The organism is Halorubrum saccharovorum DSM 1137 (genome assembly GCF_000337915.1).
In the GTDB taxonomy this organism is placed as follows: domain Archaea; phylum Halobacteriota; class Halobacteria; order Halobacteriales; family Haloferacaceae; genus Halorubrum; species Halorubrum saccharovorum.
The window spans coordinates 35,190-59,265 of record NZ_AOJE01000062.1 but is presented as its reverse complement, the minus strand read 5'-3'; the positions used below and the strand labels follow the sequence as shown (position 1 = coordinate 59,265).

Below are 24,076 nucleotides of genomic sequence, written 5' to 3'. Positions count from 1 at the left end.
GTTGTATTTATAAGCGATCGTCGCCGTCGCTCGCGGGTATTTAAATACTGAATCCCGATCGGCGATCTGCAATACTCACTCCCGCTATCGATCGAGAAGCACCTGTGGCGGCTGCCCGTTCCGGACGAGAAACAACTGAGGCAATTCAGGCGGTCTGTGTCGTTCGATACGCTCTGTCGATGCGGTACCGCGGGCCACCGAGTCAGGGTCAAAAACGAAGCGAGGTCAACAGAGCGACGAACGGATCGAAGCGTAGAGTCGGCGATACGACGGAAAACGGAGGGCAGAGGGTGAAAATCGGAGGGGAAGCGATCGCGGTCAGTTCGCGGCCTCGGCCTCGTCGCCGAGCATGTCGCGGAGCTGGCGACTCACCGGGATGAACACCCAGAACGTGAGCGCACCGAGGATCATCAGCCAGAAGGACGCGTCGCCGACGACCAGCCCGATCTCGCCGTAGGCCGTGTTGACCCCCTCGGCCGGATTGACGAGTTGGACGACGTCGTAGTACGAAGGCGTCCGGTACCAGCCGCCGAAGGTGAGCCATCCCAGACCGCCGAGCGTGAAGAGGGCGAACCCCTTGATGAACTCGTCTGCCATTATCTCAGGTTTCGCTGGAATCGCCTTGAGGCTTTCCCATCCCTTGCCCGCGGAACCGCGTCCCGAGAACGTACACCGCCGTTCCCGCGACCAGGAACCCGATCCCGGTGATCGCGAGGACCGCGACCAGCAGGTCGTCTGACGGGTAGAGCCCGGCGCTGTTGAGCAGGTAGACGATCGCGGTCCGGACGAAGCTGATCTGTAGCGTCGCCGCGTCGATCAGCGTGAAGCCGATCAGGTACGCGATCACGGCGGCGAGCGTAGAGAAGACGGTCACGGCCTTGTACAGCCGAAACGGGACGACGATCTCTCGACCGCCGGGACCGACGCGCGGCCCCGTCGGTTCGTTCCGCGGGTCCTCGTCAGCGTCCTTCGCGACGGGATCGCCCGTCTCGTCGAACGCCTGTGTGTCGTCGGTGTCGGATGGTTGTGACATCGGGAAACGGTGACCGCAGAATCGGTGTTCGTCGGGCGGTTACTTCGGGGGCCGCAGCATGTAATACCGCCGGTTCAGGTCGTACATGTACCCTTCACGCATCGTCTTCAACACCGCGTAGGTGATGATGCCGCCGAGTACGGGCAGCAGGAACGTGAGGGTGATGAGCAGGTCGAGCGAGATCGGGAAGAAGTTCTGGATCGCGAGCGCCGCGAGCGTGAACGCCAGGACGACGCCAGTCACGCCGACGGCGGCCCAGAACGGCTGCTCGACGGGGCGGCGCGCGCTCCCCTTGTTGAGGAACGGCACGAGCCCGATGACGCCGAAGATGACCCCGTGGGCGACGATCCCGAGCAGCTCGTTCCCCATCACAATGTTGCCGCCGAGCACGGCCAGCTCGGGGTTGATCGGGTTGAGCTTCAGCAGCCCGAACGACCAGTAGAGGTACCAGTCGGGGAGGATGATCGCCGGCGTCGAGCCGGCGTTGGCGGGCTCGCCGAAGTGCGCCGGCATCAGCGCCGCGACGAGGATCATGATTCCGACGAAGAAGCTCGTGATCGCGAGGTTTCGGAGCGTCTCGTGGGGCCACGTCGGGAACCCGAGCACGTCGCGCTCGACGTACGTCGACTCGGCGCGGAGGTTCTCGTCCTCGCGGCGCGAGCGCTCGAAGTACTGGTAGGTGAGCTGTGCGAGCCCCTGCGAGCGCTCCTTGCGATCGCTCCACGTGGGCGTCTCGTCGTCCGGCGGCACGGTGGCCGGCGGCCCACCGTCCGTGCGCGCTTCCGTGTCGGTTCCTCCGTCCGTCATGGGGGTGTCGTTGTCGGTCATTGGATTAGTGCGGCTCCGCGATGCCCTGCACCCAGACGATGCCGACGTGGAGGGCGATGAGCCCCGTCACCACGAACGGCAACACGAACACGTGCAGGATGTACATTCTCACGAGCGTCGCCTGTCCGAGCGTGAAGCCGCCGAACAGGAGTTGCGCCGCCCACTCGCCCACGATGGGCGTCGCAAGCGCCATCTCGACGCCGATCTGCGCGGCCCAGTAGGACAGCTGCTTCCACGGGAGCACGTACCCGGAGAAGCCGAACAGCAGCGTCAGCCCGATGAGGACGATCCCGAGGATCCAGTTGACCTCGCGGGGCTCCTTGTAGGAGCCGGTGAAGTACACGCGAAGCATATGCAGGAACACCGCGGCGACCATGAACTGGGCCGCCCAGCGGTGGATGGAGCGGAGCATGTACCCGAACTGAACGTCCTTCATGATCATCACGAGCGAGTCGTACGCGGCAGTCGGGTCGCCTTGCACGGCGGCGCCGGCGGTCGATGGGGCGTAGTAGAAGCCCAACAACGCGCCGGAGACCGCGGCGACGAGGTACGCGACGATCGACAGGGATCCGAGCGAGTACAGGGGGTACCAGTACCAGAACTTGTTGTCGAGGTCGTACTGTTCGGTGTGGCTCTTCGGCATCTGGAGGTTCGCGCGGTAGTACATCGTCTCCAGCAGTTCGAGGTAGTCGACGATGCGGAGCCGCTTGTCGAGCCAGATGAGCGTGGTGAGGAACGCGGTCTCGATGACCGTCAGATCCTGGTTTTTGAGCCACGCGTTGTGGTCCATCTCGTCTTGTTTTTTGAGGCTCATTGTCGGGTTACTTTTTGTAGTACGGGTAGACGGCCTGTTTGAGCGTCTCGGTCAGGTTCCCGGTGTCGACGCCGACGCCGTCTTTGTCCTCCTCGCGGACGTAGAGATCCTCCCACTTGCGACGACGCTTCTTCACGATCATCACGTCCGGCAGGAACTCCTTGCGGTACAGGAGGAGGATGAAGGCGAGGTCGATGAAAATCATCGCCAGCAGCGCGCCGGTGAACATGTTCCCGAACTCCGTCGAAGCCCAGGCGGACATGAGCCCGAAGACGAACAACGAGACGAACACGACCTCGATGACGGTGAGGAGCACGATCGCGATCGCGGCGGCGGTGCTCTCACGTGCGGGCTCGTACCGGTGGATGTCACCGTACGAGGAGCCGCCGGAGCTCATTGGGCACCCCCGTGGCCGGTGTGTGCCGACTCACCGTACTTCAGCAGGTAGAAGGTGAACACGAAGGTCAGCGCGATACCGAGTATCGCCGCGATGCCGACCCAGTGGGCGTGCAGCGGAACGCCGACGTGAGCGATGTTCTCCGGCCACCCCGTGTTCCCGCCTCCTGTTGACTCAGTCTCGATGTCGCCGCCGACGGCGAGGCCGCCGTGCATGCCGACCGCGGTGTGGGGCACGCAGTGGTAGTGGGTGATGCCGGCGTCCTCCTCGGTCACCTCGTACTCGTAGGTGTATCCCTCCTCGCCGACCGGGTCGCCGCTGTCGAGGCTGGCTGGCCCGCCGCCCTCGACGGTCTGGACGTTGTGGTCGCCCCCGTTCCCGGTCCACTCGAACGTGATCGTGGTCCCGGTGTCGACCCACAGCATGGTCGGATCGAACGCGAGCCCGCTGTCGCCCGCGCCGACCTGTACGGTCACTTCGCTCTCGCCGCGGGCGTCTCGATACGACCCGAGGTTCCCACTCGTGACCCCGCTCGGCCAGACCGGTTGTTGCTCCTGTGCGGCGGCCGTCCCGGCCGCCCCGGCACCGGCCGCGGCCACGGCGGTCGCACCGCCGGCCGTGCGCACGAATTCCCGCCTTTTCATACAGGTTCACTCGGGACGGGGTGCGCTTAAACCCACCGACTGAACCCGTCGACGCGGAGGGGTTTACAAGGCCTGTGTCCCGTGATATCGGCAGTTCACTCGTCTCTCTCGCTCTCGTTCACGACCCCGCCTTCGACCGGCACGAAGTCAGGTCGCTCCTTGGCCTGTCGGAGGGCCCGCAGCCGCTCGCGGTACTCCTCCGAGCGGAACCGATCGGAGAGCCGCGCGTTCGCGACCATGAGGAAAAGCAGCAGGCCGATGAGCAGGAAGACGATCCCCATCGCCGGCGCGACGATCGTGTTCAGGTCGGCGACGAAGGAGGCGACGAGCAGCGCCGCCCCGGCGAGTACCTGTACGACCGCGATCACCTGGATCATCAGGTTGCCGAACTCGCCCGACCCCTCCGGAACGGAGTCCGGGTGCGGAAGCGACCAGTCGTCCGGCGGCTCGGGCACGTCGTACGACTCCATCGCCGCGAGCGCGACGATCGGTTCGATGTCGCGGAGCACGGTCCCCTGTCCGGTCACCTCGCCCGTCGGTCGGACGATCGCGTATCCCTCGTCGGAGTACACGAGGATCCGATCCTCGCCGTCCTCGCGGACGCGCTCCAACACGCCGAACACCTCCCGGCGCGCGATACGGGACTTCAGCTCCGCCTCGGCGCGGGCGAGCAGCCGGTCACCCGTGATCCACGACTCCGGATCGAACGCGGCGTCCCACTCCTCGGCGCTCATCTGCGCCATGTCGGAGGGGCCGAAGTCGTCGAAGTCGTACTCCTCATCGACCCGCTCGCGGAGCGCGGCGAGGTCGTCCGCGTCGTCGGGAGCGTCGTCGGCCCCGCGAGACCCGTCGCCGCCGGCGGACTCGCCCGGCGCCCGGTCGGGTCGCGACCCCGGATCCGGTTCCGTCGAGGTGTCCTCCATTGCCCGGCGATACGTGCTCCGGACGCTAACTGTTTTCGTCTGCGGGCGGGGCGATCTGCGTCGGGCGACCCGGGCGGGGATACGGCGACCGCGGAACCGCGGATCGGGGGGCTTTACGCGTCGGAGATCCAACCGCGGGTAATGGTCGACGAGTCGGTTATCGCGGCGGCGGCCGGGCTGTCGGTGACGGCGAGCCTCCCGTTCCTGGTGTACGGGGCGTGGATCATGATCGACACCGAGACCGTGACGTGGACCGTTCTCATGCGCCACCTGCGATACATCGGCGTCGGCCTGGTGTTGACGACCGTCCCGATCGTCGGGTGGATGATCCCGCGCCTCTTCATGCACCTGTCCGGACTCGCCGTGATCCACGCGTTCCTCGGCGTGCAGGCGTACGCGCTGCTGGCGTTCGCGCTCACGGGCATCGCCCGGATCCTGCAGGCGAAGCGCAACGCCGACGCCTACGAGGACCCCGACGTCGACATCGACGAGATCCACGAGGACATGGGGCACTGGCGAGCGCGGCTCCGCGCCGGCGTGGCCGGCTTCATGCTCCTCTGGCTCTGCGCGTGGGTGACCGGGCTCTACCGGCTCTACGCGCTCCACGTCGCGCCGGCTCTCTGACGGGCGGCCGCCGTCGAGGAGCCGATCGCCGGGTCGGTCTCGGAACCCGGCATCGACCGCACCGACCGACAGGTTCAATCCCGTTTTCGCCGTACCCCCAGTATCGTGGCAGTCACTTTCGACCTGTTCGGGACCCTCGTCGACGTGGAGTACCCGTCAGACCCCGCGGAGATCGTCGCGCGCGAACTGGAGTCGCGCGGCGTCGAGGTACCGGACGACTGGCACGTCGCGTACGGCGAGCGACACGTGGACGCCCCGGTGGGCGCCGAGGTCCCCCTGCCCGCGCACGTGGCGCACGCGCTCGACTCCCGCGGCGTCGAGGCCGCGGACAACGTCGTCCGGCACGCCGTCGTCGCGGCCTTCGATCCGGACGTGACCCGACGCGACGGCGCGCTGGAGGCCGTCCGCGACGTGAGCGACCGCGGCCCGGTCGGCCTCCTCTCGAACTGCGCGGTGCCCGAACTAGTGTCCAAGACCCTGATCCGCGCCGGCCTCCGCGGCGAGTTCGACGCGGTCACGACGAGCATCGGCTGCGGCTGGCGGAAGCCCCACCCGAAGGCGTTCGAGACGGCGGCCGACGCGCTCGGCGTCGGGGCCGCGTCGCTGGTCCACGTCGGCGACGACCCCGAGGTCGACGGCGGCGTCGAGGGCGTCGGCGGCCGGTTCGTGGACGTGACCGAGACGCCGCTCGACGAACTGGCGGCCCATCTCGAAGCGGAGCCCTGAAGCGGGGCGGGGCCGGCCGCCCGCAGGAAGATGCCTACTCGCCGCGACTCGCCGAACGTGCACTACTCGCCGGGCGCGCCGCCCCCGATCCGCTCCGCCCATCCGTCGTTGATCCGCTCTTCCGCGACCAGTTTTTCGAGGTGCGCGACGACCGTCGCCCGCGCGAGGTCGCCGACGCCGGTCAGGTCCTTCTGGTAGGCGTCGTCGACCACGCTCTCCACGTCGTTCGCGCCGCCCTCGACCGCCGCCAGGACCGCCCGTTCGCGGTCCAGCCGGTGATCGGTCAGGCGCTGACAGACCGGCTCGGGGTCATCGATCGCGGGTCCGTGTCCCGGGCGGAGTCGGTCGTAGCCCGCCTCGCGGACGCGTTCGAGGCTGTCCAGGTACTCGCGGAGATCGCCGTCGGGCGCGGCCACCGCGACGCTTCCGTCAGCGACGGCGAGGTCGCCACAGAGGAGGTCGCGCGTCGCGCCGGCTGCGTCGCCGTCGGCGCCGGTGCCGCTCTCGCCGTCGCCGCCGGTGCCGCTCTCGCCGTCGCCGCCGGCATCCGATTCGACCGCGAACGCGACGTGATCCGGGGCGTGGCCGGGCGTCTCGACCGCGCGGATCGGGGTGTCGTCGACGCGGTCGCCGTCGCGGAACGTCCCGTCCGGCACGACGCCGGTGGCCGCAGTGAACCGGTCGACGTGGTCGGCGTGCGCGTACACGGGCGCGCCCGTCAGGTCGGCGTACTCGGCGACCGCGCCGACGTGGTCCGGATGCGTGTGGGTGACGGCGATCGCGTCGACCGCGGTGGTCGACGAGGAGGCCGCAACGCCCGACTCGTCGACGCCGACCGCGGCGTCGAGCGCTTCGATACGGGCCGCGGGGTCGACGAGGAGGCCGGCCGCGAGGTAGGCGTTCGTCGTTCCGCCGAGCGCGCGGGTGTCGACCGGGAGCTCGACGCGAGTGACCGACGGCCTCGGGTCCGGCGCCGCCATCGGCTCAGTCCCCGCGGCCGACGGAGGGGCCGTCGCGCCGGTCAAGCAGAGAGCGCGCGGCGGGGCCGGGACCCGATCCCGCCCGCTCGCGTCCCGGGATCGGCACGTCGGCGTCGCCGGCGACGGCGAACCGCGAGAGGTCGGCGACGCCGGAGTCGACCTCGCCGACCGAGCCGTACGGGCGTCCGACGACGATATCGCCCGCCTTGCTCCGGTTGATTCCGGGGATCGCGGTCAGTTCGTCCATCGACGCGGCGTTGACGTCGAGGGGGTACGGGACGCCCGTCACGGAGCGGTAGCCGTGGTCCGTGATCGCCACGTCGATCGCGGTGCCGAGCTCGCGTTCGCCCGGCACCGCGACGAGGAGCGCGTACGTGCCGAGCTGGCGCCCGAACGTCTTGCCGTCCTGGTGGTACTCCAGGTGAACGTCCGGGAGGACCGTTCCCGGCGGGACAACGCGGTCGAGCATGGGGTTGTCGACGGTCTCGCGCACCTCCTTCTTGTACGCCTGGAACTGGTCTTTGTGCTCCTGTGCGATGTCGGCGCCCGTCTCGGCCATCTCCGTGCCCGCGAACGCCATCACCTGCCGGATGTTGATCCGGCGGAGCATGAGTCCCTCGTCGTAGACGGTCTGGAGGAACTCCTTGTTGTGCTCGTACGTCTCCGGGCGCTCGCCGGCGAGCCCGTGGACGAGATTGATCCCGGGGAGGAGCTTCGGCAGCCGCGGGGAGGCGTCCGGGCCGGTCGAGGGCCCGGTCACCCGATCGTCGCTGCCGGGCGTCGCCTCCGGCGTGTCGCCCGGTCGCCACCCGCCCTCCTCGTTGACGACGCGGACCGCCTCCAGACACTCCTCGGCGGTGACGAGCAGGTTGTTCTCCTCCTGGACGAGCGGGTCCGCGGACTCCAGCCCGAACGCCGCGGTGTCGCCGGGCGTGTTGTGCTCGGCGATCACGCGGATCGCCTCGCGGGACGCCTCGGGGTAGTCGGTGATCGTCACCGGGTTCATGTTGTCGAGGTGGAGCGTCCGCAGGTCGGGAGCGACCTCGCGGATCCCCCCGTACAGCTCTCGGAGCGCGTCGGGGTTCGGCGCCTCGCCGTCGCCGCCGAACGCGAGGATGTCGGCCTGCCGGCCGAGCCGGAAGTGTTTGACCCCCCGGCCGGAGAGGGCGTCCACCTCGTCGACGACCGACTGCGCCTCGCGGAACGCCGGATCGCCGTACAGCGGCTCCGTGCAGAACGAGCAGCGGTAGGCGCACCCGCGGGAGGTCTCCATCTCGCAGATGAGGTAGTCGGGGTGGTTGGGGTGTTGCTCGACGACGAACGCGCCCTTCTCGGCCCATCGGTCGATCTCCGCGTTGTCGCGCATCCGGTTGCCGAACCCCTCTAACCCCTCGCGGACGAGGTCGTAGGCGGCCGCCTCCACGTCGCCCATGGCGACGAAGTCGTAGTCGAGGTCGTCGCGCTCGGTCTCGGTCGCGCCCGCGTTCTCGTCGCCGACCCCGAACCGCACGGGGCCGCCGAGCAGGGTGACGCCGTCCGCGGTCCACCCCAGCTCGCGCACCTCGTCCGGCTCGGCGGGGGTCCCGCCGACGTACTTCCCGGGGACCGTCATCCCGCCGACGTACACCATGAGGTCGGCGTCGGCCACGTCGGCGTGCTTGCTCCGGTCGTCGCGGAGCTCGTCGATGGTGTGGTAGGTGATCCGCGACTCGGGGACGCCCGCGTCGACGAGCGCGCCGGCGGTGTACCGCGGGTACGTCGAGATGTAGGGCGGCACGCCGAAGTGTGCCGGCTCGTCGACGTAGCCGTCGACGATGGTGACGGAGAGGTCGTTCGGGTCGGCCGGGAGCGATCCCCGGTCCGACGCGGGCGAATCGGTCATGTTGACCCACCGTAGTCGGCCGAGACGGGAAAAGCGTGCGGAAGGTCGCGCCGGACGCGTGCAGGAGGTCAGGTCGGACGCGATCGAGGGGATCGCGCCGGCCGATTTATCAGATCCGCCCGCGTACGACCGCCCATGTCCCCACGCCGCGCGACCCTCCTCACGTACGGGTTCGTCGCCCTCTTCGCGTCGCTGAGCGCGGGGCGGCTCCTCGCGTCCGGCTCGGTGCCGTGGGCGACCGTGGCCGCCGTCGCGGTCGTCGCCGCGGTCGCCGTCGGCCCGGCGGCGTGGCTCGCTCGGACGCGGATCGACGACGACCGGCGCGGTATCCTGAGTCGGCTCGCCCTCGTCGCCGGGATGGCCTCGCTCCCCCTGTGGTACGGGGTCGCGCTCGTGCTCGATATCCCGATCCTGCCGACCGCCGACGCGGCCGTGATCGGGATCACCTGCGGCGGGGGCCTCGCCCTGCTGGCCGAGCGAACCGTCGTCCCCGACCGGTACCGCGCCCGGAGCGTCTGACCGCGGGCCCCAACAATTATCCCACCCAGCGGCGACAGGCGAATATGGCCGAGGCCGTCGGCGAGCGGATCCGCGTCCTCAGCGTTCCGGAGACTGGCGACCGACGGGACCCCGGTTCCGACTGGGCGGACGGCGAGTTCGAGGTCGTCCTCGAACCGGACGCGGACGCCGCGGCGGAGCGGCTGCGGCGGGAGTCGTTCGACTGCGTCGTCGCCGGCTACGACCTCCCGGACCGGAACGGGGTCGAACTGCTCCGGGAGGTCCGCGACCGCGACCCGGACGTGCCGCTCGTGCTCGCGACCGCGGCCGGCTCCGAGGCGGTCGCGAGCGCGGCGATCGCCGCGGGGGTCAGCGACTACGTGCGACTGGACGCCTCGGGGGAAGTGATCGACGACGGAGAGACGCTGCGCGACCGCGTCCGCGCGGCGGCGAGGCGCGGACGCCGCGACGACGGGAGCGACGGCGAACGCGACAGGCGGCGGTTGGAGACGCTCATCGGCAACCTCCCCGGGTTCGTCTACCGCTGTCGGAACGCCCCGGGGTGGCCGATGGAGCTCGTCCGCGGCGAGAGCGAGCCGATCACCGGCTACACGACGGAGGAACTCGCCAGCGACGCGGTCGTCTGGGGCGAGGAGGTCATCCACCCTGACGACAAGGAGCGGGCGTGGGCGGTCGTGCAGGAGGCGATCGACACGGGCGAGGAGTTCGAGGTCACGTACCGGATCCGCACGCGGGACGGCGCGGTCCGCTGGATGTGGGAGCGCGGCTGTCTCGTCGAGTCGACCGTCGACGGGACCGCGGTGTTGGAGGGGTTCATCACGGACGTGACGGAGCGGAAGGAGTACGAGGCCGAGCTCGAACGGCGGAACCGTGAGCTCGAGGCGTTCACGAGCGTCGTCTCCCACGACCTCCGGAACCCGCTGTCGGTGGCGAAGGGGCGGGTCGGACTGGCGCGAGAGCGGCACGGCGACGACGACGACCTCGACGTCGCCGCCCGCGCGCACGACCGGATGGAAGAGCGGATCGAGCAGCTCCTCACCCTGGCGCGGAACGGGGAGCGCGTGACCGACACCGAGCCGGTCGATCTGGCGGCCGCGGCCGAGCGCTGCTGGTCGGGGATCGCCACGGGCGAGGCGACCCTCGACGCCGACGTGGACCTGACCGTCGAGGCGGACCGGGAGCGGCTCGTCCAACTGCTGGAGAACCTCGTCCGCAACAGCGTGGAGCACGGCTCCACTGGCAGCCGGACAGAGTCCGGCGACGCCGTCGAGCACGGCGGCGAGAGCGTCGCCGTCCGCGTCGGCGTGCTCGACGACGGGCGGGGGTTCTTCGTCGCCGACGACGGTCCGGGGATCCGGGAGGACGCGCGCGGTCGAGTGTTCGACGCGGGCTTCACCACGGCCGCGGACGGCACCGGGTTCGGGCTCGGCATCGTCTCGCGGATCGCCGAGGCGCACGAGTGGGAGGTCGAGGCGGTCGAGGGGGCCGAGGGCGCGCGGATCGAGGTCCGCACCGATACGGTCGCCTGAGACGAGGACGCGACCGCCGCCGCCACGCCGTTTAAGCCCTCGCCGACACAACTTGTCGGTATATGCCATCGACGATGGAGGTCAAATGCGAGAGCGACGACTGCGATCTCGACATGTTCGAGAACCACTACACCTACGACGTGCCCGACGACCACGCGGTCGAGGACCTGTCGTGCCCGTACTGCGGCGGGAGCAACCTCACCGAGATCGAGGTGTAACCCGTGAGCGGACTCGTCGAGACGGGGAGGTCGATCGTCCGCCGCGCGCTCGAACGCGTCGGCCGCGGGTGGAGCAAGATGCAGGAGCGACGGCCGCTCTCGTGCGACCTCCTCGAAAGCGACGACGCGTACCTCGTCGTCTTCGACGCCCCCGGCGTTCGCGGCGAGGACCTCAGCGTGACGTTTCTCGACCACACCGTCGAGGTCGAACTCGACCGCTTCCGGGACTTCTACGACGGCTACGAGATGCTGTTCCCCGGCCGCGGCGTCTCGCTTTCCGGAAGCGCCGAACTCCCCCGCGACGCGAACGTGACTCCCCAAGGCGCGAACGCGACGCTCACGCGGAACGGCACCCTCCAGGTCGAGATCCCGAAGACGGACGACGGCCGCGACGTGGCCGTCGTAGAAGAAGAGGACGAGACGGACTCCGACGCGGAACGCGACCCGGCCGACGCCGCCTGACCTCGGCCTCTCCTCTCACTCCCCGACTACTCCCCATCCCCCGCCCGACTCTCCACCGACATCCCCTCCGCGATCTCGAACTCCTCGTCCCCGCCGAAGCGGTCGGGATCGAACGCGTCGATCCACGGCGATCCCGGGTCTTTCGCTTCGATCCCGTCGAGCGAGGCGAGCACCCCCTCGGCGACGAGCTCGCCGATCGCCGGCGCGCGCATGAACCCGTGGCCCTGCCAGCCGGCGGCGACGAACAGCCGGCCGGCGTGGTCGCCGACCGGCCCGACGAGCGGATCGCCGTCGGGCGTGGCCGTACAGAGGCCGGCCCACGCGCGCTCGACCGCCAGGGACTCCGGCCCGACCGCGTCGAGGCGCTCGCGGAGCGTCGCCGAGACCGACTCGACGAACCAGGCGTCGCCGGTCGGGTCGTAGCCGTCCGGGTCGGCCGGAACCGGCTCCGTGCCGTCGCCGGCGAGCAGGCCGGTCGGGTGCGGTCGGACGTACGCGCCGGCGGTCGCGTCGTACACCATCGGCCCGTCGTAGCTCGCCGGGCCGTTGCCACCGATCCCCGCCGTCAGCGCCTGCACGCGGTACGGGACCACGGGGACCTCGATCCCCGCGTCGCCGAGGAGGGCGGCGGTGTGCGCGCCGGCGGCGACGACGACGGCGTCGAACGCTCGGCCGTCCCCGGATCGGTCCCCGCCTTCGCCAACGTCGCCGACCCGTAGTTCGGGATCGACGCCCGCGAGCGAGACGGGGGTCTCGGTCTCGACGGCGACCCCCTCGCGGCGCGCGCGACGGCCCATCGCGGCGACGTAGCTCGCGGGATCACACCAGCCGGCGCCCTCGGCCACCGCGGCGACCGCGAGGTCGTCGCTCGCGAGGAGGAACCGCTCGCCGAGGGTCGCGGGGTCGACGAGCGAGACGTCTCGATCGTGTGCGCGCATGCGATCCACCATGGCCGGGACGGCCTCGGCGTCCGGGTCGCCCTCGCGGGCGGCGATGACGTAGGGGCACGGCGTGAACGAGAATCCGGGGAGCGTCCGGTCGAACGACCTGAACCGCTCCATCGCGCGGGCGGCCAGCGCGGCGTCGACGTCCTCGGCGTAGGCGTCGTACAGCACGCCCGCCGCGCGTCCGGAACTCTCAGCGCCGAGCCCTCCCCGGTCGTATAGCGTCACGTCGGCGCCGCGGGCCGCGAGGTCGACGGCCGCGGTGACGCCGACGGCGCCGCCGCCGACGACCGCGACCGCCGGGGCCTCACCCTCGGAGTGCCGAGCGCTCTCCGGCGACGCGTCTCGGGTCATGCCGACGCGTCGCGGTGCGTCGTGTTAAAAACGGTGGCCGCCGGCTACGACAGGAACTCGTCGATCCCGCGTGCGGGGTAGCCGACCACGTGGTCGACGCCGACCTCGCGGAGGTCGTCGACGCGCTCGCGAACCGTCTCGGGCGAGCCGACGAGCGCGAAGTCTCGCGCGGCCGCCGAGAGCACCTCGCGGGCGCGTCCCGTCGCCGAGGCGTCCGTGGGCGGGGCGGCGTCGCTCCCGTCGCCGCCCCCGCTTCCGTTCCCGTCCGGGAGCGCGCGGGCGACGGGACGGCGCCGGGAGACGTACGCGCCCACGGCGTCGAGGACCGCGTCCTCGTCGTCGGTCAGGACGGTCGGGGCGTAGACGGCGACCTCGCCATCGAACCCGGCGGCGCGGAGCGCGCGCACGTCCCGATCGGTCGACCGGGAGAGCAGTTCGAACTGGGTCCCGCCGGCGGCCAGCGCGACGCGCTCGACGCCCTCCGTGCCGACCCACGCGTCGGGGGCGTCGCGCCGCGCGGCCCCGAGCCGGGAGGCGACCGCGCGAGAGGCTTCCTTGTCAGAGAGGTACGCGCCGTGGCCCGCGACGAGCACCCGGCGGGCCGCGTCCGGGATCCGATCGAGCAGCGAGTCGTCGCCGAGCGGGTCGAACCCGTCGGCGCGGACCGGCGTGGTGACGTACAGCTCCGTCTCGTCGGCCAGCCGGCCGAGCGTCTCCGCGTCCGGGAGGTGCTCGCGCCCCTCGTAGTCGATCGCCACCCGATCGACCGGGAGGTCGACTGCGCGGGAGACGTCGCACTCGGCCGGCTTCAGCGCGGCGGCGTCGATGCCGGTCCGGGCGACCGCCTCGCGCCCGGTCAGCATCGGGCGACCACCCCGTCGGACGGCGGCGCGGCCGCTCTCCGGCGCGGCGCGTCAGTTCGGCACACGGTGTCGATACTCACGGAGAAGACCTCATCACGATCGCGGAACGCGATCCATCGCCTGTGCGGCCATGACTGGACATCGGTAGTCGCGTGTGGCGGATAAACCCGTCGCGACGCGGCAATATTTCCGTCGCGTGTGCCACCGGCGCTGTTGAACTCCTCAGTTCCCGACTGAATCGGCGTGTTGCATACGGAAACTCCATCTGACACCTAACGTCTGATGTCATCTCGTGCCTATTAGCTATCGAAAATCCCACCGTTAGCAGGCCAGTGACCCACAGGGTTCCAACCTGCCGTGAGATCAAGGAAGGCGAATGGATTCGGTTGCGGGTTCGATTTCGACCTCACCGCCGATCGGAATGGGACACGTCGGATACGTGTGTCCGAACTCGCAGTCGAAGACGACGGGCGCGGTCGGATTGTACGTGTCGAGCACGTCAGCGATCGCGTCGCGCTGGCGCTCTCGATACTCCACTCGCCATTCTCGTGGGTTTTCTTCAGCGTGTGAGCGTGCGGCGGCGCGTCCGACGAGCACACCGTCGAATCGTTCGAGAAGACCGCGTTCGCCGAGCGCCCGGAGGTTCGCACCGACGACGGCCGGGTCAGGGATCAGTTCGCTCGTCTCTAACGCAAGGACAGTGCCGTTCAGTGCGTCGGGATTGGGCAGGTAGCGGTCGGCGAGGAACTGCTCGACGAGGACTGCATAGCAACCGCCCCAGATTCGACCCGAGACGGGCTCTTCACCACCACGCCAGATTCGGCCATCAGACTGTTCGATCTCGCGCGTGGTTTCGACTGACTCTGGATCGTCCCAGTCACCGGCCTCGTCGGTGAACACCGCTGCTTCGGTCCACTCACCGAGAGAATCCTCGAACAGCGCACGCCGGAGGTACTCTTCGGTGTAGTCGAACATCTCGCCGTCCATCGCGTATTCGAGCAGCGTCGATCCGCCGTAGTACGAAACGATCCCGTGATTCCAGAGAAACAGGGCCAGATTCGTGTTGTCCGAGTACCCGTAGAATCGCGTCGGGTGTTCGCGGAGTACGTCCCCGTCGAGATACGGGAGGATCGCGATCTGATCGTGGCCGCCGATATTAGCGATCACGGCCGAGATGTCCGGGTCGCGGAAGGCGTTCATAACCTCTTCGGCGCGTGCCTCCGGATTGTCCGCGAGCCACTCCGGGTCGGCGGTCGCGGTCGGATACTCAACCGGATCGAGGTCGAAACCCTCGCGCATTCGTTCGAGACCGAGTTCGTAGATGAACCGCGCGGATTCGGGCGCGTTCGATGCCGGTGCGACAACCGCGACCTTGTCTCCGGGTTCGACAGGGGGAGGCGTAAGGAACTCAGGCACGACTGGTGTCTATCGGGGGCGTCAAATAATTCTTATCGGCGCGCGTCCGCGGGTCCCCGAGACGGAATGGCTCCCCGGTGACACGCGCGTCCCCGCCCACGTTATGGGGCTCGCGCCCGTAGGATCGGTATGAATCAGCTCGTCGACGGCGAGTGGCGGACGGACGCGTACGAGGCGACCGACGACGACGGCTCGTTCCAGCGCGGCGAGACGACCTTCCGGAACTGGATCGCCGGCAGCGACGTGCCCGACCACGTCGACGCCGAGCCGGACGAGCGGTTCCAGCCCGAGGCGGGCCGGTACCACCTGTACGTCTCGTACGCCTGCCCGTGGGCGCACCGGACGCTGCTCGCGCGGTCGCTGCTCGGACTGGAAGACGCGATCGACGTCTCGGTCGTCGACCCGTACCGCGCCGAGGGCGGCTGGCAGTTCACCCCCGAGAAGGAGGGGTGTACCCCCGACAAGCTTCACGACAGCGACTACCTCCGCGAGCTGTACGTCGCGGCCGACCCCGACGCCACCTGCCGGGTGACCGTCCCCGTGCTGTGGGACACCGAGGAGGAGACGATCGTCAACAACGAGTCGCGCGAGGTGCTCCGGATGCTCTCGACCGCGTTCGACGAGTTCGGCAACGACGCGTCGCTGCTCCCCGATCCCGACGACGAGGCGACCGTCGCCGAGGTCGACCAGGTGATCACCGAGATCTACGAGCCCGTCAACAACGGCGTCTACCGCGCCGGCTTCGCGAAGTCGCAGGGGGCCTACGACGAGGCGATCGACGAGCTGTTCGGCGCGCTCGACCGCTGGAACGACCACCTCGCCGACCAGCGCTACCTCGTCGGCGACTCGCTCACCGAGGCGGACATCTGCATGTTCACGACGCTGGTCCGGTTCGATCAGGTGTACCACACCCACTTCATGTGTAACAAGAAGTTCGTCCACCAGTACGAGCACCTCTGGCCGTACCTGCGCGACCTCTACCAGACCGAGGGCGTCGCCGAGACGGTGAACATGAGCCACATCAAGGAGCACTACTACACGACCCACCCGGACGTGACCCCCTCCGGAATCATCGCGCGGGGGCCCGACCTCGACTGGGAGGCGGCCCACGACCGCGACCGGCTCGGCGGCGAGGCACCGACGCCGGACGCGGCGGACTGAGGGGCTGACGCGACTGACAAAGCGGCTTATAACTCGATTTTTGAATCCTGGCCAGTGCGGTGGCGCGTGCCTCCGAGGCCGCTGTGCGGCCGATGGAGCACGCGCGAGGGAGTCGCTGGCGGCGACAGCCGCCAGCGACGAGGCTGGGGAGGGGTGAGGCTATGCGGTGCGGGCTTTGGCGGCGTTCGCCGTCGATCTGGCAGTCGTCGTTTACAAGAAAACGCGCGACACGTCGACGGCGACGAACGCGACCACGCGTCGAGGAACCGAAGTTTATCAGGCCACCGCGGCCGCGATCTCCTCGTCGGTCAGGAACACGTCCTCGCCGGTCTCGGCGTCGAACAGGTGGATGTCCGCCTCGTCGAAGGCCACGCCCACCTCGTCGCCGGGCTCGGGCAGGACGTCCGGGGGCGACCGTGCGAGGAAGTCCTCGTTGATCGCGAGGTGGACGTAGTTGTCGGAGCCGATCGGTTCGACGACCTCGACGGTCGAGGTGAGCGTCTCGTCGCCGGTCGGGTTCTCCACGATCCGAATGTTCTCGGGGCGGATTCCCAGGGTGTAGGGGGCGTTCTCCAACTCGTGGCCCGCGACGTACTCGTCGCTGAGATCGAACGCGAGCCCGGCGTCGTCGTCTCGGATCGTGGCCGACGAGCCGTCAGTCTCGACCGCCACGTCGATGAAGTTCATCGAGGGCGAGCCGATGAAGCCGGCGACGAACTCGTTGACCGGATTCTCGTACACTTCGGTGGGCTTCCCGACCTGCTGGAGTTCCCCGTCGTTCAGGATCGCGAGGCGGTCGCCCATCGTCATCGCCTCCTCCTGGTCGTGGGTGACGTACATCGCGGTGACGCCGAACTCCTTCTGGAGCTTCTGGATCTCCGCGCGCATCTCGGTGCGGAGTTTGGCGTCGAGGTTCGAGAGCGGCTCGTCGAACAGGAACACCTCGGGTTCGCGGGCGATGGCGCGACCGAGGGCGACGCGCTGTTTCTGCCCGCCGGACAGCTCGTCCGGCTTGTCGTCGAGCAGGTCTTCGATCCCCATCATCTCGGCCATCTCGGTCACGCGCTCCCGGCGCTCGTCCGGCGTCATGTCGGTGCTCATCTTGAGCCCGAACTCCATGTTCCCCATCACCGTCTTGTGGGGGTACAGCGCGTAGTTCTGGAACACCATCGCGACGGGGCGCTCCTTCGCGTGGACCTCGGTGACGTCCTCGTCGTCGAACCGGACGGCGCCCGACGTGGGCTCCTCCAGTCCCGCGACCATTCGGAGCGTGGTCGTCTTCCCGCAGCCCGACGGCCCGACGACCGTCACGAACTCGCCGTCCTCAATCTCCAAGTCGATGTCGTCGACGGCGACGATGGTCCCCCGGTCGAACTCCTTCCGGAGCGTGTCGAGCGTGACTCGTGCCATTTCCAGGAGAACGGTCCCACGGGCATATTAGTTCTTTGCTGTTTTGCCGATATGTGAGGAACGATCTCATCTTAGATATTGACAGAGCGTCGATCGCGGTACAGCCGGCGTCGACGCGGACTTATCGGAGCCCCTGCGAACCCGACCCAAAGTACTAAATGTATGAATATGTAATTCATCGTTTGTTGAAGACACATGAACGAGAAACGTAGAACGCTCCTGAAGGCGATGGGAGGATCGACCGCACTCGCGGCGCTCGCGGGCTGTATCAGCACCGGCGGCGACGGCGGGGACGGGTCGGACGGCTCCGATGGGTCGGGCGGCTCCGACGGATCGGACGGCTCCGACGGGTCAACCGGCGGTGCCACGGGTACCGCGAGGCTGTGGGTCGACCTCTCCGACGCCGAGGACGAGGCCATGTCCGGCTACATCGACGAGTACGAGTCGGAGTCCGGCAACACCATCAACAAAGAGGCGCCCGGCGGGGAGCTCGACCAGCAGCTCGAGACGGCTATTCCGGCCGGCGACGGCCCCGACTCGTGGATCTGGGCGCACGACTGGGTCGGTCGGTTCGCGGTCCGCGAGGACCCGCCGTTCCTGTACGACGCGAGCGACGATGTCGACGTTTCGCTCGACAGCTACACCGAGACCGCCCGACAGGCGGCCCAGTTCGACGGCGCGCTCTACGGGCTCCCGTTCGCCTCCGAGACCGTCGCGCTGTTCTACAACGAGGACATGGTTGACGAGCCGCCCGAGACGATGGAGGAGATGGTCTCGATCATGGACGAGCACCACGATCCGGAGAACGGGCAGTACGGGCTCTCGTACCCCGTGACTGACCCCTACTTCGTCAGCGGGTTCATCCAGGCGTACGGCGGGAACATCTTCGACGAGGAGAACCGGGAGGTCACCGTCGACAGCGACGCGTGTAAACGAGGCATGGACGCACTCGAAACGCTGTTCGACTACGTCCCGTCCGACCCGGGCTACGAGTCGCAGATCGTCGCGTTCGCGGACGGGCTCGCGCCGTTCGCGATCAACGGTCCGTGGGAGCTCGGGAACCTCCAAGGGGAGATCGACAATCTGGGCGTCACGACGCTGCCGACCGTCGACGGGAACAACCCGCGCTCGTACTCGGGGATCCAGCTGTTCTACTTCAGCGCGATGCTGGCCGACGCGGACCAGTCGACGGTCGACACCGCGACCGGGCTCGCCGAGTGGTACACGACCAGCGAGGACGTCATCCAGACCAACGCCGAAGAGCAGGGGTACATCCCGGTGCTCGCCGACGTGGTGGGCAACGACGACCTCTCCAGCGAGGTCCAGGCGTTCGCCCAGCAGGTCGATCACGGCGTCCCCATCCCGACGCACCCCGACATGGACAGCGTCTGGACGCCCGTGACGGAGGCGTTGGAGCGCGTCTTTAACGGCGAGCAGGACAGCGACGCCGCGCTCGACCAGGCCGCCTCCGAGATCCGGGAGGCGCTGTAGATCTCTCTCGGAGCCATGGCCTCTTCGCAAATCGGCACCGACGTCAGCGGGCTGTCGCGCCTCCGCGCAGCGTTGCCCTTCTCTAACCGCGACTGGGGACTCCTGCTCGTCGCCCCCGGAGTCCTCCTCTTCTCCAGTTTCATGCTGTATCCGATCTTCTACCTCTTCTACATCTCGCTCACCGACGCGACGTTCGCCGGGTCGGTGATCGGGGGCGGTGCCGAGCTGATCGGTCTGGGCAACTACGCCCAGCTGCTCGCGGACTCGCAGTTCTGGACGTCGATGACGACGACGTGGCTGTTCGTCGCCGTCTCGCTCGTGCTCAAGGTGTTTCTGGCGGTGGGGATCGCGCTCCTGTTGAACCACGTGCGCGTCGCCGGCAAGCGGTACATGCGCGCGGCGGTGATCGTCCCGCTGGGGTTCCCCGGGATCTTCACGATCACCGTCTGGCGCGGGATGTTCAGCGACGCGCGCTACGGCGTGTTCAACACGATCTTGGGCCGGTACAACGAGTTCATGTCATCGCTGTCGGCCCCCGAACTCCTCCTCTTCGACGTGCCGATCGGCTTCCTCAGCGGCCGCTGGGAGGCGTTCTTCGCGTACGTCACCACGGAGGTGTGGCTGGCGTACCCGTTCATGGTGATCATCATCGTGAGCGCGCTGCAGGACGTGCCCCGGTCGCTCCACGAGGCCGCGATGGTCGACGGCGCGGGGGCACTCCAGCGGTTCCGCACCGTGACGCTGCCCGCGATCAAGGGACCGGTACTGTTCGCGTCGATCCTCACGGCCGCGACGTCGTTCCAGCAGTTCCTGATCCCGTGGGTGTTCAACCAGGGCGGCCCATCGAGGCAAAACGAGCTGATCATCGTCTACGGCTACCGCGAGGCGATCACGTTCAACCAGTTCGGCTTATCGGCGGCGATTCTGATAGTCGGCATCGCGTTCGTCGGCATGTTCATGTACGTCGCCGTGCGCTACGGCGGCCTCGCCGAGGGGGTGGGTGACGAATGAGCGCGCTCGCATCCGCGGTCGCGCTGGCGGCCTCCGTCGCCGCGCTGGTCCGCTCGAAGCTGGTCGCGCTCGCGACCGCTCCACAGCGGTTCGTCGTCATGATCCAGCGGGCGATATACGACGTTCGCACCGGGAAGCGCACCGCGTGGGACGTTACCAAGAGCGTTCTGATGAGCCTGTTCGGGCTCGCGATGGTGCTCGTGTTGCTGTTCCCGCTGTTCTGGATCACGACCGCGTCGCTGGCGGAGGGATCGCGGCTGTTCAACACGAGCGGCATCTTCCCGGACCCGTCGACGTACAACCTCGGCGCGTACCGGTGGGTGATCTTCGAGTCCGACTTCTTCTTCGTCGACGGCGACTGGGGGTACCCCCAGCTCGTCCTCGGCGGGGAGAGCGGGCCGGTGGACTTCCGGTGGGCCGGCACCGAGACCGGTCCCGGCGCGGTGTTCAACAGCCTCTACATCGTCAGCGTGACGCTCGTCGCCGGGTTCGGGATGATCGTCCCGGCCGCGTACGCGTTCTCGCGCCGGCAGTTCGTGGGTCGCAAGCGGATCCTCTACGGCTACGTGCTGTTCACCCAGATCGGCGCCGGGCTGTCGATCGCGACGCTCGTCGCCCTCTACTCGCTGTTCAGCACGTACGGGCTCACGAACAACCTGTTCATCCTCGGGCTGTTCTACGCCGCGTCGGCGATCCCGTTCAACACGTGGCTGCTGAAGACGTACATGGACAACATCCCCGTCTCCTACGAGGAGGCGGCGATGGTCGACGGCGCGAGCTTCCTGGACACGATCCGGGAGGTGATCCTCCCGCTGACGAAGCCGGGGCTCGCCGTCGTGCTCATCTTTGTCTGGCTCGCCGGCTGGAACGAGTTCATCATCGCGCAGACGCTGCTGCGCCCCGAGAACTACCCGCTCTCGGTGGAGCTGTACAACATCGCGACCGAGGGGCGGTTCTCCACGCCGTGGACGCGGTTCGCGGCGTTCGCGAACCTGTTCGCGCTCCCCGTCGCGATCGTCTACTTCGCGGCGCAGCGCTCCGTCGAAGACGGGCTCTCGTTCGGCGGGATGGAGGGATAGGCGGACCGACGCGGTCTGTTTGCCCTCCCTCTGCGTTCTCTCGTTCTCACGGTTTCTCGGACTTATAGGGCGCTGGCGACGGGTCGGGTGAACATCTCCAAATCCCCACCCCGCACAGCACCGCCCCGCACAGCACCGCCCCGCACAGCACCGCCCCGCACCTCACGCCTCCCCAGCCTCGTCGGTCGTCCTCCGCGTTGCTCCGGACGACCGACTCCAGCGAGGGACCGGAGGTCCCTCTGGCAGCCGGCGCGCAGCGCCGGCGACCTCGCGCGGCGCTCCTCGCGCCCCGTGGGCGCTCGGAGGCACGCGCCACCGCGGTTCGATCTGTAAGCCCCCGCGACAACGGGTTCAAGTGCGCGCTCGCCCGACCGGAGTAACAATGGAGCCGCCGAACATCGAACGGTTGGACGAGCGGACCGTCCAGCGCATCGCGGCCGGCGAGGTGGTCGAGCGCCCGGCCAGCGTCGTCAAGGAGCTGATCGAGAACAGCCTCGACGCGGGCGCGACGCGCGTGGCCGTGTCCGTCGAGGCCGGCGGTACCGAGGGGATCCGCGTCCGCGACGACGGCGTGGGCATCCCCGAGGACCAACTGGAGGCGGCGGTCGCCGAGCACGCCACCTCAAAGATCGGCGACATCGAGGACCTCGATCGCGGCGTCGGCACCCTCGGCTTCCGCGGCGAGGCCCTGTACACCGTCGGCGCGGTCTCGCGGCTCACTCTCCGGTCCCGCCCGCCGGGCGCCGACGCGGGCGCGGAGATCACCGTCGAGGGCGGCCAAGTGGGGGAGATACGCCCGGCGGGCTGTCCCGAGGGAACGACCGTGGAGGTCGACGACCTCTTCTACAACACCCCCGCCCGGAAGAAGTTCCTCAAGCGGACCGCGACCGAGTTCGACCGGGTCAACACGGTCGTCACCGGCTACGCGCTCGCCAATCCCGACGTCGCCGTCTCACTGGAACACGACGGGCGGGAGACGTTCGCGACCGAGGGGAACGGCGACCTCCGGTCGGCCGTCCTCGCCGTCTACGGCCGCGAGGTCGCGGAGGCGATGGTGGACGTGGAGTGGGAACCGAACGCTTCTGACGCCGATCCTCCCGTCCGCGGCGTCACCGGTCTCGTCTCGCACCCGGAGACGACCCGGTCGACTCGCGAGTACCTCGCGACCTACGTCAACGGTCGGTACGTCACCGCGAGCGCCCTGCGCGAGGCCGTCCTCGACGCGTACGGCGGCCAGCTCGCCCCCGATCGCTACCCCTTCGCGGTGCTGTTCGTCGAGGTCCCGCCCGGCGACGTCGACGTGAACGTCCACCCCCGCAAGCTGGAGGTCCGGTTCGACGAGGAGCCGGCGGTGCGCGAGGCCGTCGAGGACGCCGTGAAGGGGGCCTTGCTCGACCACGGGCTGATCCGCTCGTCGGCACCCAGAGGCCAGTCTGCGCCCGATCAGACCGAGATCAGTCCCGAGGGGCCGGAGACCGAGGCCGTCGGCGGCGCCGGAACCGACCACGAGCGCGCCGCGCTCGGCGGTCGAGACGGCGAGGACCGGGACGACGGCGACGGAGACGGAAACGGCCGAGACGCCGAGAAACGGGGCAGCAGCGACGGTCCGATCGCCGGATCCGCGGCCGACGCGTCCGAACTGGACCCCGCCGACGAGGAGGCGTGGACGGTCGGCGACGCGGGGTCGGACGACGCCGTCGATCCGAGTGAGTCGTTCGCGGACCGCGCCGACGACTCGACCGGTACCGCGGATTCCGCGGGTCCCGTCGACTCCTCGGGTTCCGCGTCCGACCGCCCCTCGCCGCGGAACTGGCAGTTGGAGCCGGACGACGCCGGGAACGGTGCGGGAGACGACGACGCCGACGGGGTCGGTGGCGACGAGACCGAGAACGGGGAAGCGGGCGGGCTCGACCGCTTCGGCGACCCGCCGGCTGACGATGCCGGGGACTCTGCCGCCGCGGACACCTCACCTGACCCCGGAACCGACTCTACGCCGGCTCCCAGCACGGGCGACGCGACGGGTCCCACCGCCGACGCGCCAGATAGCCAACACGGACCGGCGACCGACTCGCGCTCGGCCGCGACCGCCCAGCGGACCCTCGACGGCGAGCCGACGAGCGCGGAGCGCGCCTACGACTCGCTCCCGCCGCTGCGGGTGCTCGGCCAGCTCCACGAGACGTACGTCGTCGCGGAGGCGCCCGACGGGCTCGTGTTGATCGACCAGCACGCGGCCGACGAACGGGTGAACTACGAGCGCCTGCAGGCCGCCTTCGCCGACGGCGCGGCCGCGCAGGCGCTCGCCGAGCCCGTCCGGATCGAGCTCACCGCGCGGGAGGCCGCGCTGTTCGAGGAGTTCGTCGAGGATCTCGCGGGGGCCGGCTTCCGCGCCGAGCGAGCCGGCGAGCGCGAGGTGGTCGTCGAGTCGGTCCCGGCGGTGTTCGACGCCGCGCTCGACCCGGGGCTCGTCCGGGACGTGCTCTCCGCGCTCGTCGACGACGCGGCCGAGGGCGACGAGCCGGTGACGGACGTGGTCGACGAGCTGCTCGCTGACCTCGCGTGTTACCCCTCCGTGACGGGGAACACCTCGCTGACGGAGGGGTCGGTGGTCGATCTCCTCGACCGGCTCGACGCCTGCGAGAACCCGTACGCCTGCCCGCACGGGCGCCCGGTCGTGATCCGGCTCGACAGCGACGAGATCGGGTCGCGGTTCGAGCGCGACTACCCCGGTCACGCGGGCCGCCGCGGGGAGTGAGGCGGGAGAGGAGCGG

General features: G+C 69.2%; 24 protein-coding genes. 11 read left to right on the top strand and 13 right to left on the bottom strand.

The genetic code is table 11. The features are described 5' to 3' along the window. Positions 1-318 precede the first annotated feature (318 nt). The 7 genes from C471_RS12925 to C471_RS12895 all read right to left on the bottom strand — a co-directional run bounded on the left by C471_RS12925 (position 319) and on the right by C471_RS12895 (position 4,639). Entirely contained in the window at positions 319-597 is a 279-nt protein-coding gene (locus C471_RS12925; protein ID WP_004049690.1) for a DUF7314 family protein, read from the bottom strand. A gap of 4 nt (positions 598-601) precedes the next feature. Beyond that, positions 602-1,033 carry a DUF7315 family membrane protein gene (locus C471_RS12920; RefSeq protein ID WP_004049688.1) on the bottom strand — a complete coding sequence of 144 codons (432 nt, stop codon included), beginning with the start codon at positions 1,031-1,033 and terminating at the stop codon, positions 602-604. A gap of 39 nt (positions 1,034-1,072) precedes the next feature. Beyond that, positions 1,073-1,861: a menaquinol--cytochrome-c reductase (cytochrome bc complex) cytochrome b/c subunit gene (locus C471_RS12915; RefSeq protein WP_004049686.1), complete on the bottom strand. Its 789-nt coding sequence runs from the start codon at positions 1,859-1,861 to the stop codon at positions 1,073-1,075. 4 nt (positions 1,862-1,865) lie between these two features. Then, the gene (locus C471_RS12910) at positions 1,866-2,675 is read right to left on the bottom strand and encodes a cytochrome b (protein WP_049909391.1); all 810 of its coding nucleotides are present in this window, start codon (positions 2,673-2,675) and stop codon (positions 1,866-1,868) included. A gap of 7 nt (positions 2,676-2,682) precedes the next feature. Continuing rightward, positions 2,683-3,072, bottom strand: a complete 390-nt coding sequence (locus C471_RS12905; RefSeq protein ID WP_004049683.1) for a DUF7318 family protein — start codon at positions 3,070-3,072, stop codon at positions 2,683-2,685. Further along, positions 3,069-3,716 (bottom strand): halocyanin domain-containing protein, encoded by a 648-nt coding sequence (locus C471_RS12900; RefSeq protein ID WP_049909389.1) that lies wholly within the window; start codon positions 3,714-3,716, stop codon positions 3,069-3,071. The genes C471_RS12905 and C471_RS12900 overlap by 4 nt, the downstream gene beginning before the upstream one ends. A gap of 95 nt (positions 3,717-3,811) precedes the next feature. Next, complete coding sequence (locus C471_RS12895) at positions 3,812-4,639, bottom strand: DUF7319 domain-containing protein (RefSeq protein ID WP_004049674.1); 828 nt, start codon at positions 4,637-4,639, stop codon at positions 3,812-3,814. Between the two features lie 141 nt (positions 4,640-4,780). On the opposite strand from C471_RS12895, the gene C471_RS12890 reads away from it, so the two are divergent. Together C471_RS12890 and C471_RS12885 are read left to right on the top strand one after the other, a co-directional pair. Next, on the top strand, positions 4,781-5,263 hold the full coding sequence (locus C471_RS12890; protein WP_004049673.1) for a DUF7321 family protein: 483 nt from the start codon (positions 4,781-4,783) through the stop codon (positions 5,261-5,263). Between the two features lie 105 nt (positions 5,264-5,368). Next, a complete protein-coding gene (locus C471_RS12885) occupies positions 5,369-5,989 on the top strand; it encodes an HAD family hydrolase (RefSeq protein ID WP_004049672.1) in 621 nt (206 codons plus the stop codon). A 62-nt stretch (positions 5,990-6,051) separates the two neighbouring features. On the opposite strand, the gene C471_RS12880 is transcribed toward C471_RS12885, so the two are convergent. Beyond that, positions 6,052-6,969, bottom strand: coding sequence for an MBL fold metallo-hydrolase (locus tag C471_RS12880; protein WP_004049670.1), 918 nt, complete (start codon positions 6,967-6,969; stop codon positions 6,052-6,054). A 4-nt stretch (positions 6,970-6,973) separates the two neighbouring features. Further along, the gene (locus C471_RS12875; protein ID WP_004049668.1) at positions 6,974-8,851 is read right to left on the bottom strand and encodes a radical SAM protein; all 1,878 of its coding nucleotides are present in this window, start codon (positions 8,849-8,851) and stop codon (positions 6,974-6,976) included. 135 nt (positions 8,852-8,986) lie between these two features. Here C471_RS12875 and C471_RS12870 point away from each other — a divergent pair, with 135 nt between their 5' ends. The 4 genes from C471_RS12870 (at position 8,987) to C471_RS12860 (ending at position 11,579) form a co-directional block, all read left to right on the top strand. Beyond that, the gene (locus C471_RS12870) at positions 8,987-9,370 is read left to right on the top strand and encodes a hypothetical protein (protein WP_004049667.1); all 384 of its coding nucleotides are present in this window, start codon (positions 8,987-8,989) and stop codon (positions 9,368-9,370) included. A gap of 44 nt (positions 9,371-9,414) precedes the next feature. Next, positions 9,415-10,899 carry an ATP-binding response regulator gene (locus C471_RS12865; protein WP_004049665.1) on the top strand — a complete coding sequence of 495 codons (1,485 nt, stop codon included), beginning with the start codon at positions 9,415-9,417 and terminating at the stop codon, positions 10,897-10,899. A 62-nt stretch (positions 10,900-10,961) separates the two neighbouring features. Continuing rightward, positions 10,962-11,117 carry a DUF7559 family protein gene (locus tag C471_RS17755; RefSeq protein WP_004049663.1) on the top strand — a complete coding sequence of 52 codons (156 nt, stop codon included), beginning with the start codon at positions 10,962-10,964 and terminating at the stop codon, positions 11,115-11,117. Positions 11,118-11,120: 3 nt separating this feature from the next. Further along, positions 11,121-11,579, top strand: coding sequence for an Hsp20/alpha crystallin family protein (locus C471_RS12860; RefSeq protein WP_004049660.1), 459 nt, complete (start codon positions 11,121-11,123; stop codon positions 11,577-11,579). A 26-nt stretch (positions 11,580-11,605) separates the two neighbouring features. Here the strand turns inward: C471_RS12860 and C471_RS12855 are convergent, their stop codons facing one another. The 3 genes from C471_RS12855 to C471_RS12845 all read right to left on the bottom strand — a co-directional run bounded on the left by C471_RS12855 (position 11,606) and on the right by C471_RS12845 (position 15,156). Next, a complete protein-coding gene (locus C471_RS12855; RefSeq protein WP_004049658.1) occupies positions 11,606-12,877 on the bottom strand; it encodes an NAD(P)/FAD-dependent oxidoreductase in 1,272 nt (423 codons plus the stop codon). A gap of 44 nt (positions 12,878-12,921) precedes the next feature. Further along, positions 12,922-13,740, bottom strand: coding sequence for a DUF7388 family protein (locus C471_RS12850; RefSeq protein WP_004049656.1), 819 nt, complete (start codon positions 13,738-13,740; stop codon positions 12,922-12,924). 363 nt (positions 13,741-14,103) lie between these two features. Further along, positions 14,104-15,156, bottom strand: a complete 1,053-nt coding sequence (locus C471_RS12845) for a S66 family peptidase (protein WP_049909387.1) — start codon at positions 15,154-15,156, stop codon at positions 14,104-14,106. A gap of 129 nt (positions 15,157-15,285) precedes the next feature. On the opposite strand from C471_RS12845, the gene C471_RS12840 reads away from it, so the two are divergent. Next, on the top strand, positions 15,286-16,317 hold the full coding sequence (locus C471_RS12840) for a glutathione S-transferase family protein (RefSeq protein WP_004049653.1): 1,032 nt from the start codon (positions 15,286-15,288) through the stop codon (positions 16,315-16,317). 276 nt (positions 16,318-16,593) lie between these two features. Here C471_RS12840 and C471_RS12835 read toward each other — a convergent pair whose 3' ends face one another. After that, positions 16,594-17,727, bottom strand: coding sequence for an ABC transporter ATP-binding protein (locus C471_RS12835; protein ID WP_004049651.1), 1,134 nt, complete (start codon positions 17,725-17,727; stop codon positions 16,594-16,596). A 195-nt stretch (positions 17,728-17,922) separates the two neighbouring features. Between C471_RS12835 and C471_RS12830 the strand changes: the two genes are divergently transcribed. The 4 genes from C471_RS12830 to mutL all read left to right on the top strand — a co-directional run bounded on the left by C471_RS12830 (position 17,923) and on the right by mutL (position 24,060). Further along, the gene (locus tag C471_RS12830; RefSeq protein WP_004049649.1) at positions 17,923-19,218 is read left to right on the top strand and encodes an extracellular solute-binding protein; all 1,296 of its coding nucleotides are present in this window, start codon (positions 17,923-17,925) and stop codon (positions 19,216-19,218) included. Positions 19,219-19,233: 15 nt separating this feature from the next. Further along, entirely contained in the window at positions 19,234-20,229 is a 996-nt protein-coding gene (locus C471_RS12825; protein WP_004049647.1) for a carbohydrate ABC transporter permease, read from the top strand. Next, positions 20,226-21,308: a sugar ABC transporter permease gene (locus C471_RS12820; RefSeq protein ID WP_004049645.1), complete on the top strand. Its 1,083-nt coding sequence runs from the start codon at positions 20,226-20,228 to the stop codon at positions 21,306-21,308. Before C471_RS12825 ends, C471_RS12820 begins: the two co-directional genes overlap by 4 nt. A gap of 382 nt (positions 21,309-21,690) precedes the next feature. After that, entirely contained in the window at positions 21,691-24,060 is a 2,370-nt protein-coding gene (mutL, locus tag C471_RS12815; protein WP_004049644.1) for a DNA mismatch repair endonuclease MutL, read from the top strand. Positions 24,061-24,076 lie beyond the last annotated feature (16 nt).

What these genes read in the sequence shown, in the direction of transcription:
- C471_RS12925 (WP_004049690.1), bottom strand. Translation starts at nt 597, where the DNA reads ATGGCAGACGAGTTCATCAAGGGGTTCGCCCTCTTCACGCTCGGCGGT.
- C471_RS12920 (WP_004049688.1), bottom strand. Translation starts at nt 1,033, where the DNA reads ATGTCACAACCATCCGACACCGACGACACACAGGCGTTCGACGAGACG.
- C471_RS12915 (WP_004049686.1), bottom strand. Translation starts at nt 1,861, where the DNA reads ATGACCGACAACGACACCCCCATGACGGACGGAGGAACCGACACGGAA.
- C471_RS12910 (WP_049909391.1), bottom strand. Translation starts at nt 2,675, where the DNA reads ATGAGCCTCAAAAAACAAGACGAGATGGACCACAACGCGTGGCTCAAA.
- C471_RS12905 (WP_004049683.1), bottom strand. Translation starts at nt 3,072, where the DNA reads ATGAGCTCCGGCGGCTCCTCGTACGGTGACATCCACCGGTACGAGCCC.
- C471_RS12900 (WP_049909389.1), bottom strand. Translation starts at nt 3,716, where the DNA reads ATGAAAAGGCGGGAATTCGTGCGCACGGCCGGCGGTGCGACCGCCGTG.
- C471_RS12895 (WP_004049674.1), bottom strand. Translation starts at nt 4,639, where the DNA reads ATGGAGGACACCTCGACGGAACCGGATCCGGGGTCGCGACCCGACCGG.
- C471_RS12890 (WP_004049673.1), top strand. Translation starts at nt 4,781, where the DNA reads ATGGTCGACGAGTCGGTTATCGCGGCGGCGGCCGGGCTGTCGGTGACG.
- C471_RS12880 (WP_004049670.1), bottom strand. Translation starts at nt 6,969, where the DNA reads ATGGCGGCGCCGGACCCGAGGCCGTCGGTCACTCGCGTCGAGCTCCCG.
- C471_RS12875 (WP_004049668.1), bottom strand. Translation starts at nt 8,851, where the DNA reads ATGACCGATTCGCCCGCGTCGGACCGGGGATCGCTCCCGGCCGACCCG.
- C471_RS12870 (WP_004049667.1), top strand. Translation starts at nt 8,987, where the DNA reads ATGTCCCCACGCCGCGCGACCCTCCTCACGTACGGGTTCGTCGCCCTC.
- C471_RS12865 (WP_004049665.1), top strand. Translation starts at nt 9,415, where the DNA reads ATGGCCGAGGCCGTCGGCGAGCGGATCCGCGTCCTCAGCGTTCCGGAG.
- C471_RS17755 (WP_004049663.1), top strand. Translation starts at nt 10,962, where the DNA reads ATGCCATCGACGATGGAGGTCAAATGCGAGAGCGACGACTGCGATCTC.
- C471_RS12855 (WP_004049658.1), bottom strand. Translation starts at nt 12,877, where the DNA reads ATGACCCGAGACGCGTCGCCGGAGAGCGCTCGGCACTCCGAGGGTGAG.
- C471_RS12850 (WP_004049656.1), bottom strand. Translation starts at nt 13,740, where the DNA reads ATGCTGACCGGGCGCGAGGCGGTCGCCCGGACCGGCATCGACGCCGCC.
- C471_RS12840 (WP_004049653.1), top strand. Translation starts at nt 15,286, where the DNA reads ATGAATCAGCTCGTCGACGGCGAGTGGCGGACGGACGCGTACGAGGCG.
- C471_RS12835 (WP_004049651.1), bottom strand. Translation starts at nt 17,727, where the DNA reads ATGGCACGAGTCACGCTCGACACGCTCCGGAAGGAGTTCGACCGGGGG.
- C471_RS12830 (WP_004049649.1), top strand. Translation starts at nt 17,923, where the DNA reads ATGAACGAGAAACGTAGAACGCTCCTGAAGGCGATGGGAGGATCGACC.
- C471_RS12825 (WP_004049647.1), top strand. Translation starts at nt 19,234, where the DNA reads ATGGCCTCTTCGCAAATCGGCACCGACGTCAGCGGGCTGTCGCGCCTC.
- C471_RS12820 (WP_004049645.1), top strand. Translation starts at nt 20,226, where the DNA reads ATGAGCGCGCTCGCATCCGCGGTCGCGCTGGCGGCCTCCGTCGCCGCG.
- mutL (WP_004049644.1), top strand. Translation starts at nt 21,691, where the DNA reads ATGGAGCCGCCGAACATCGAACGGTTGGACGAGCGGACCGTCCAGCGC.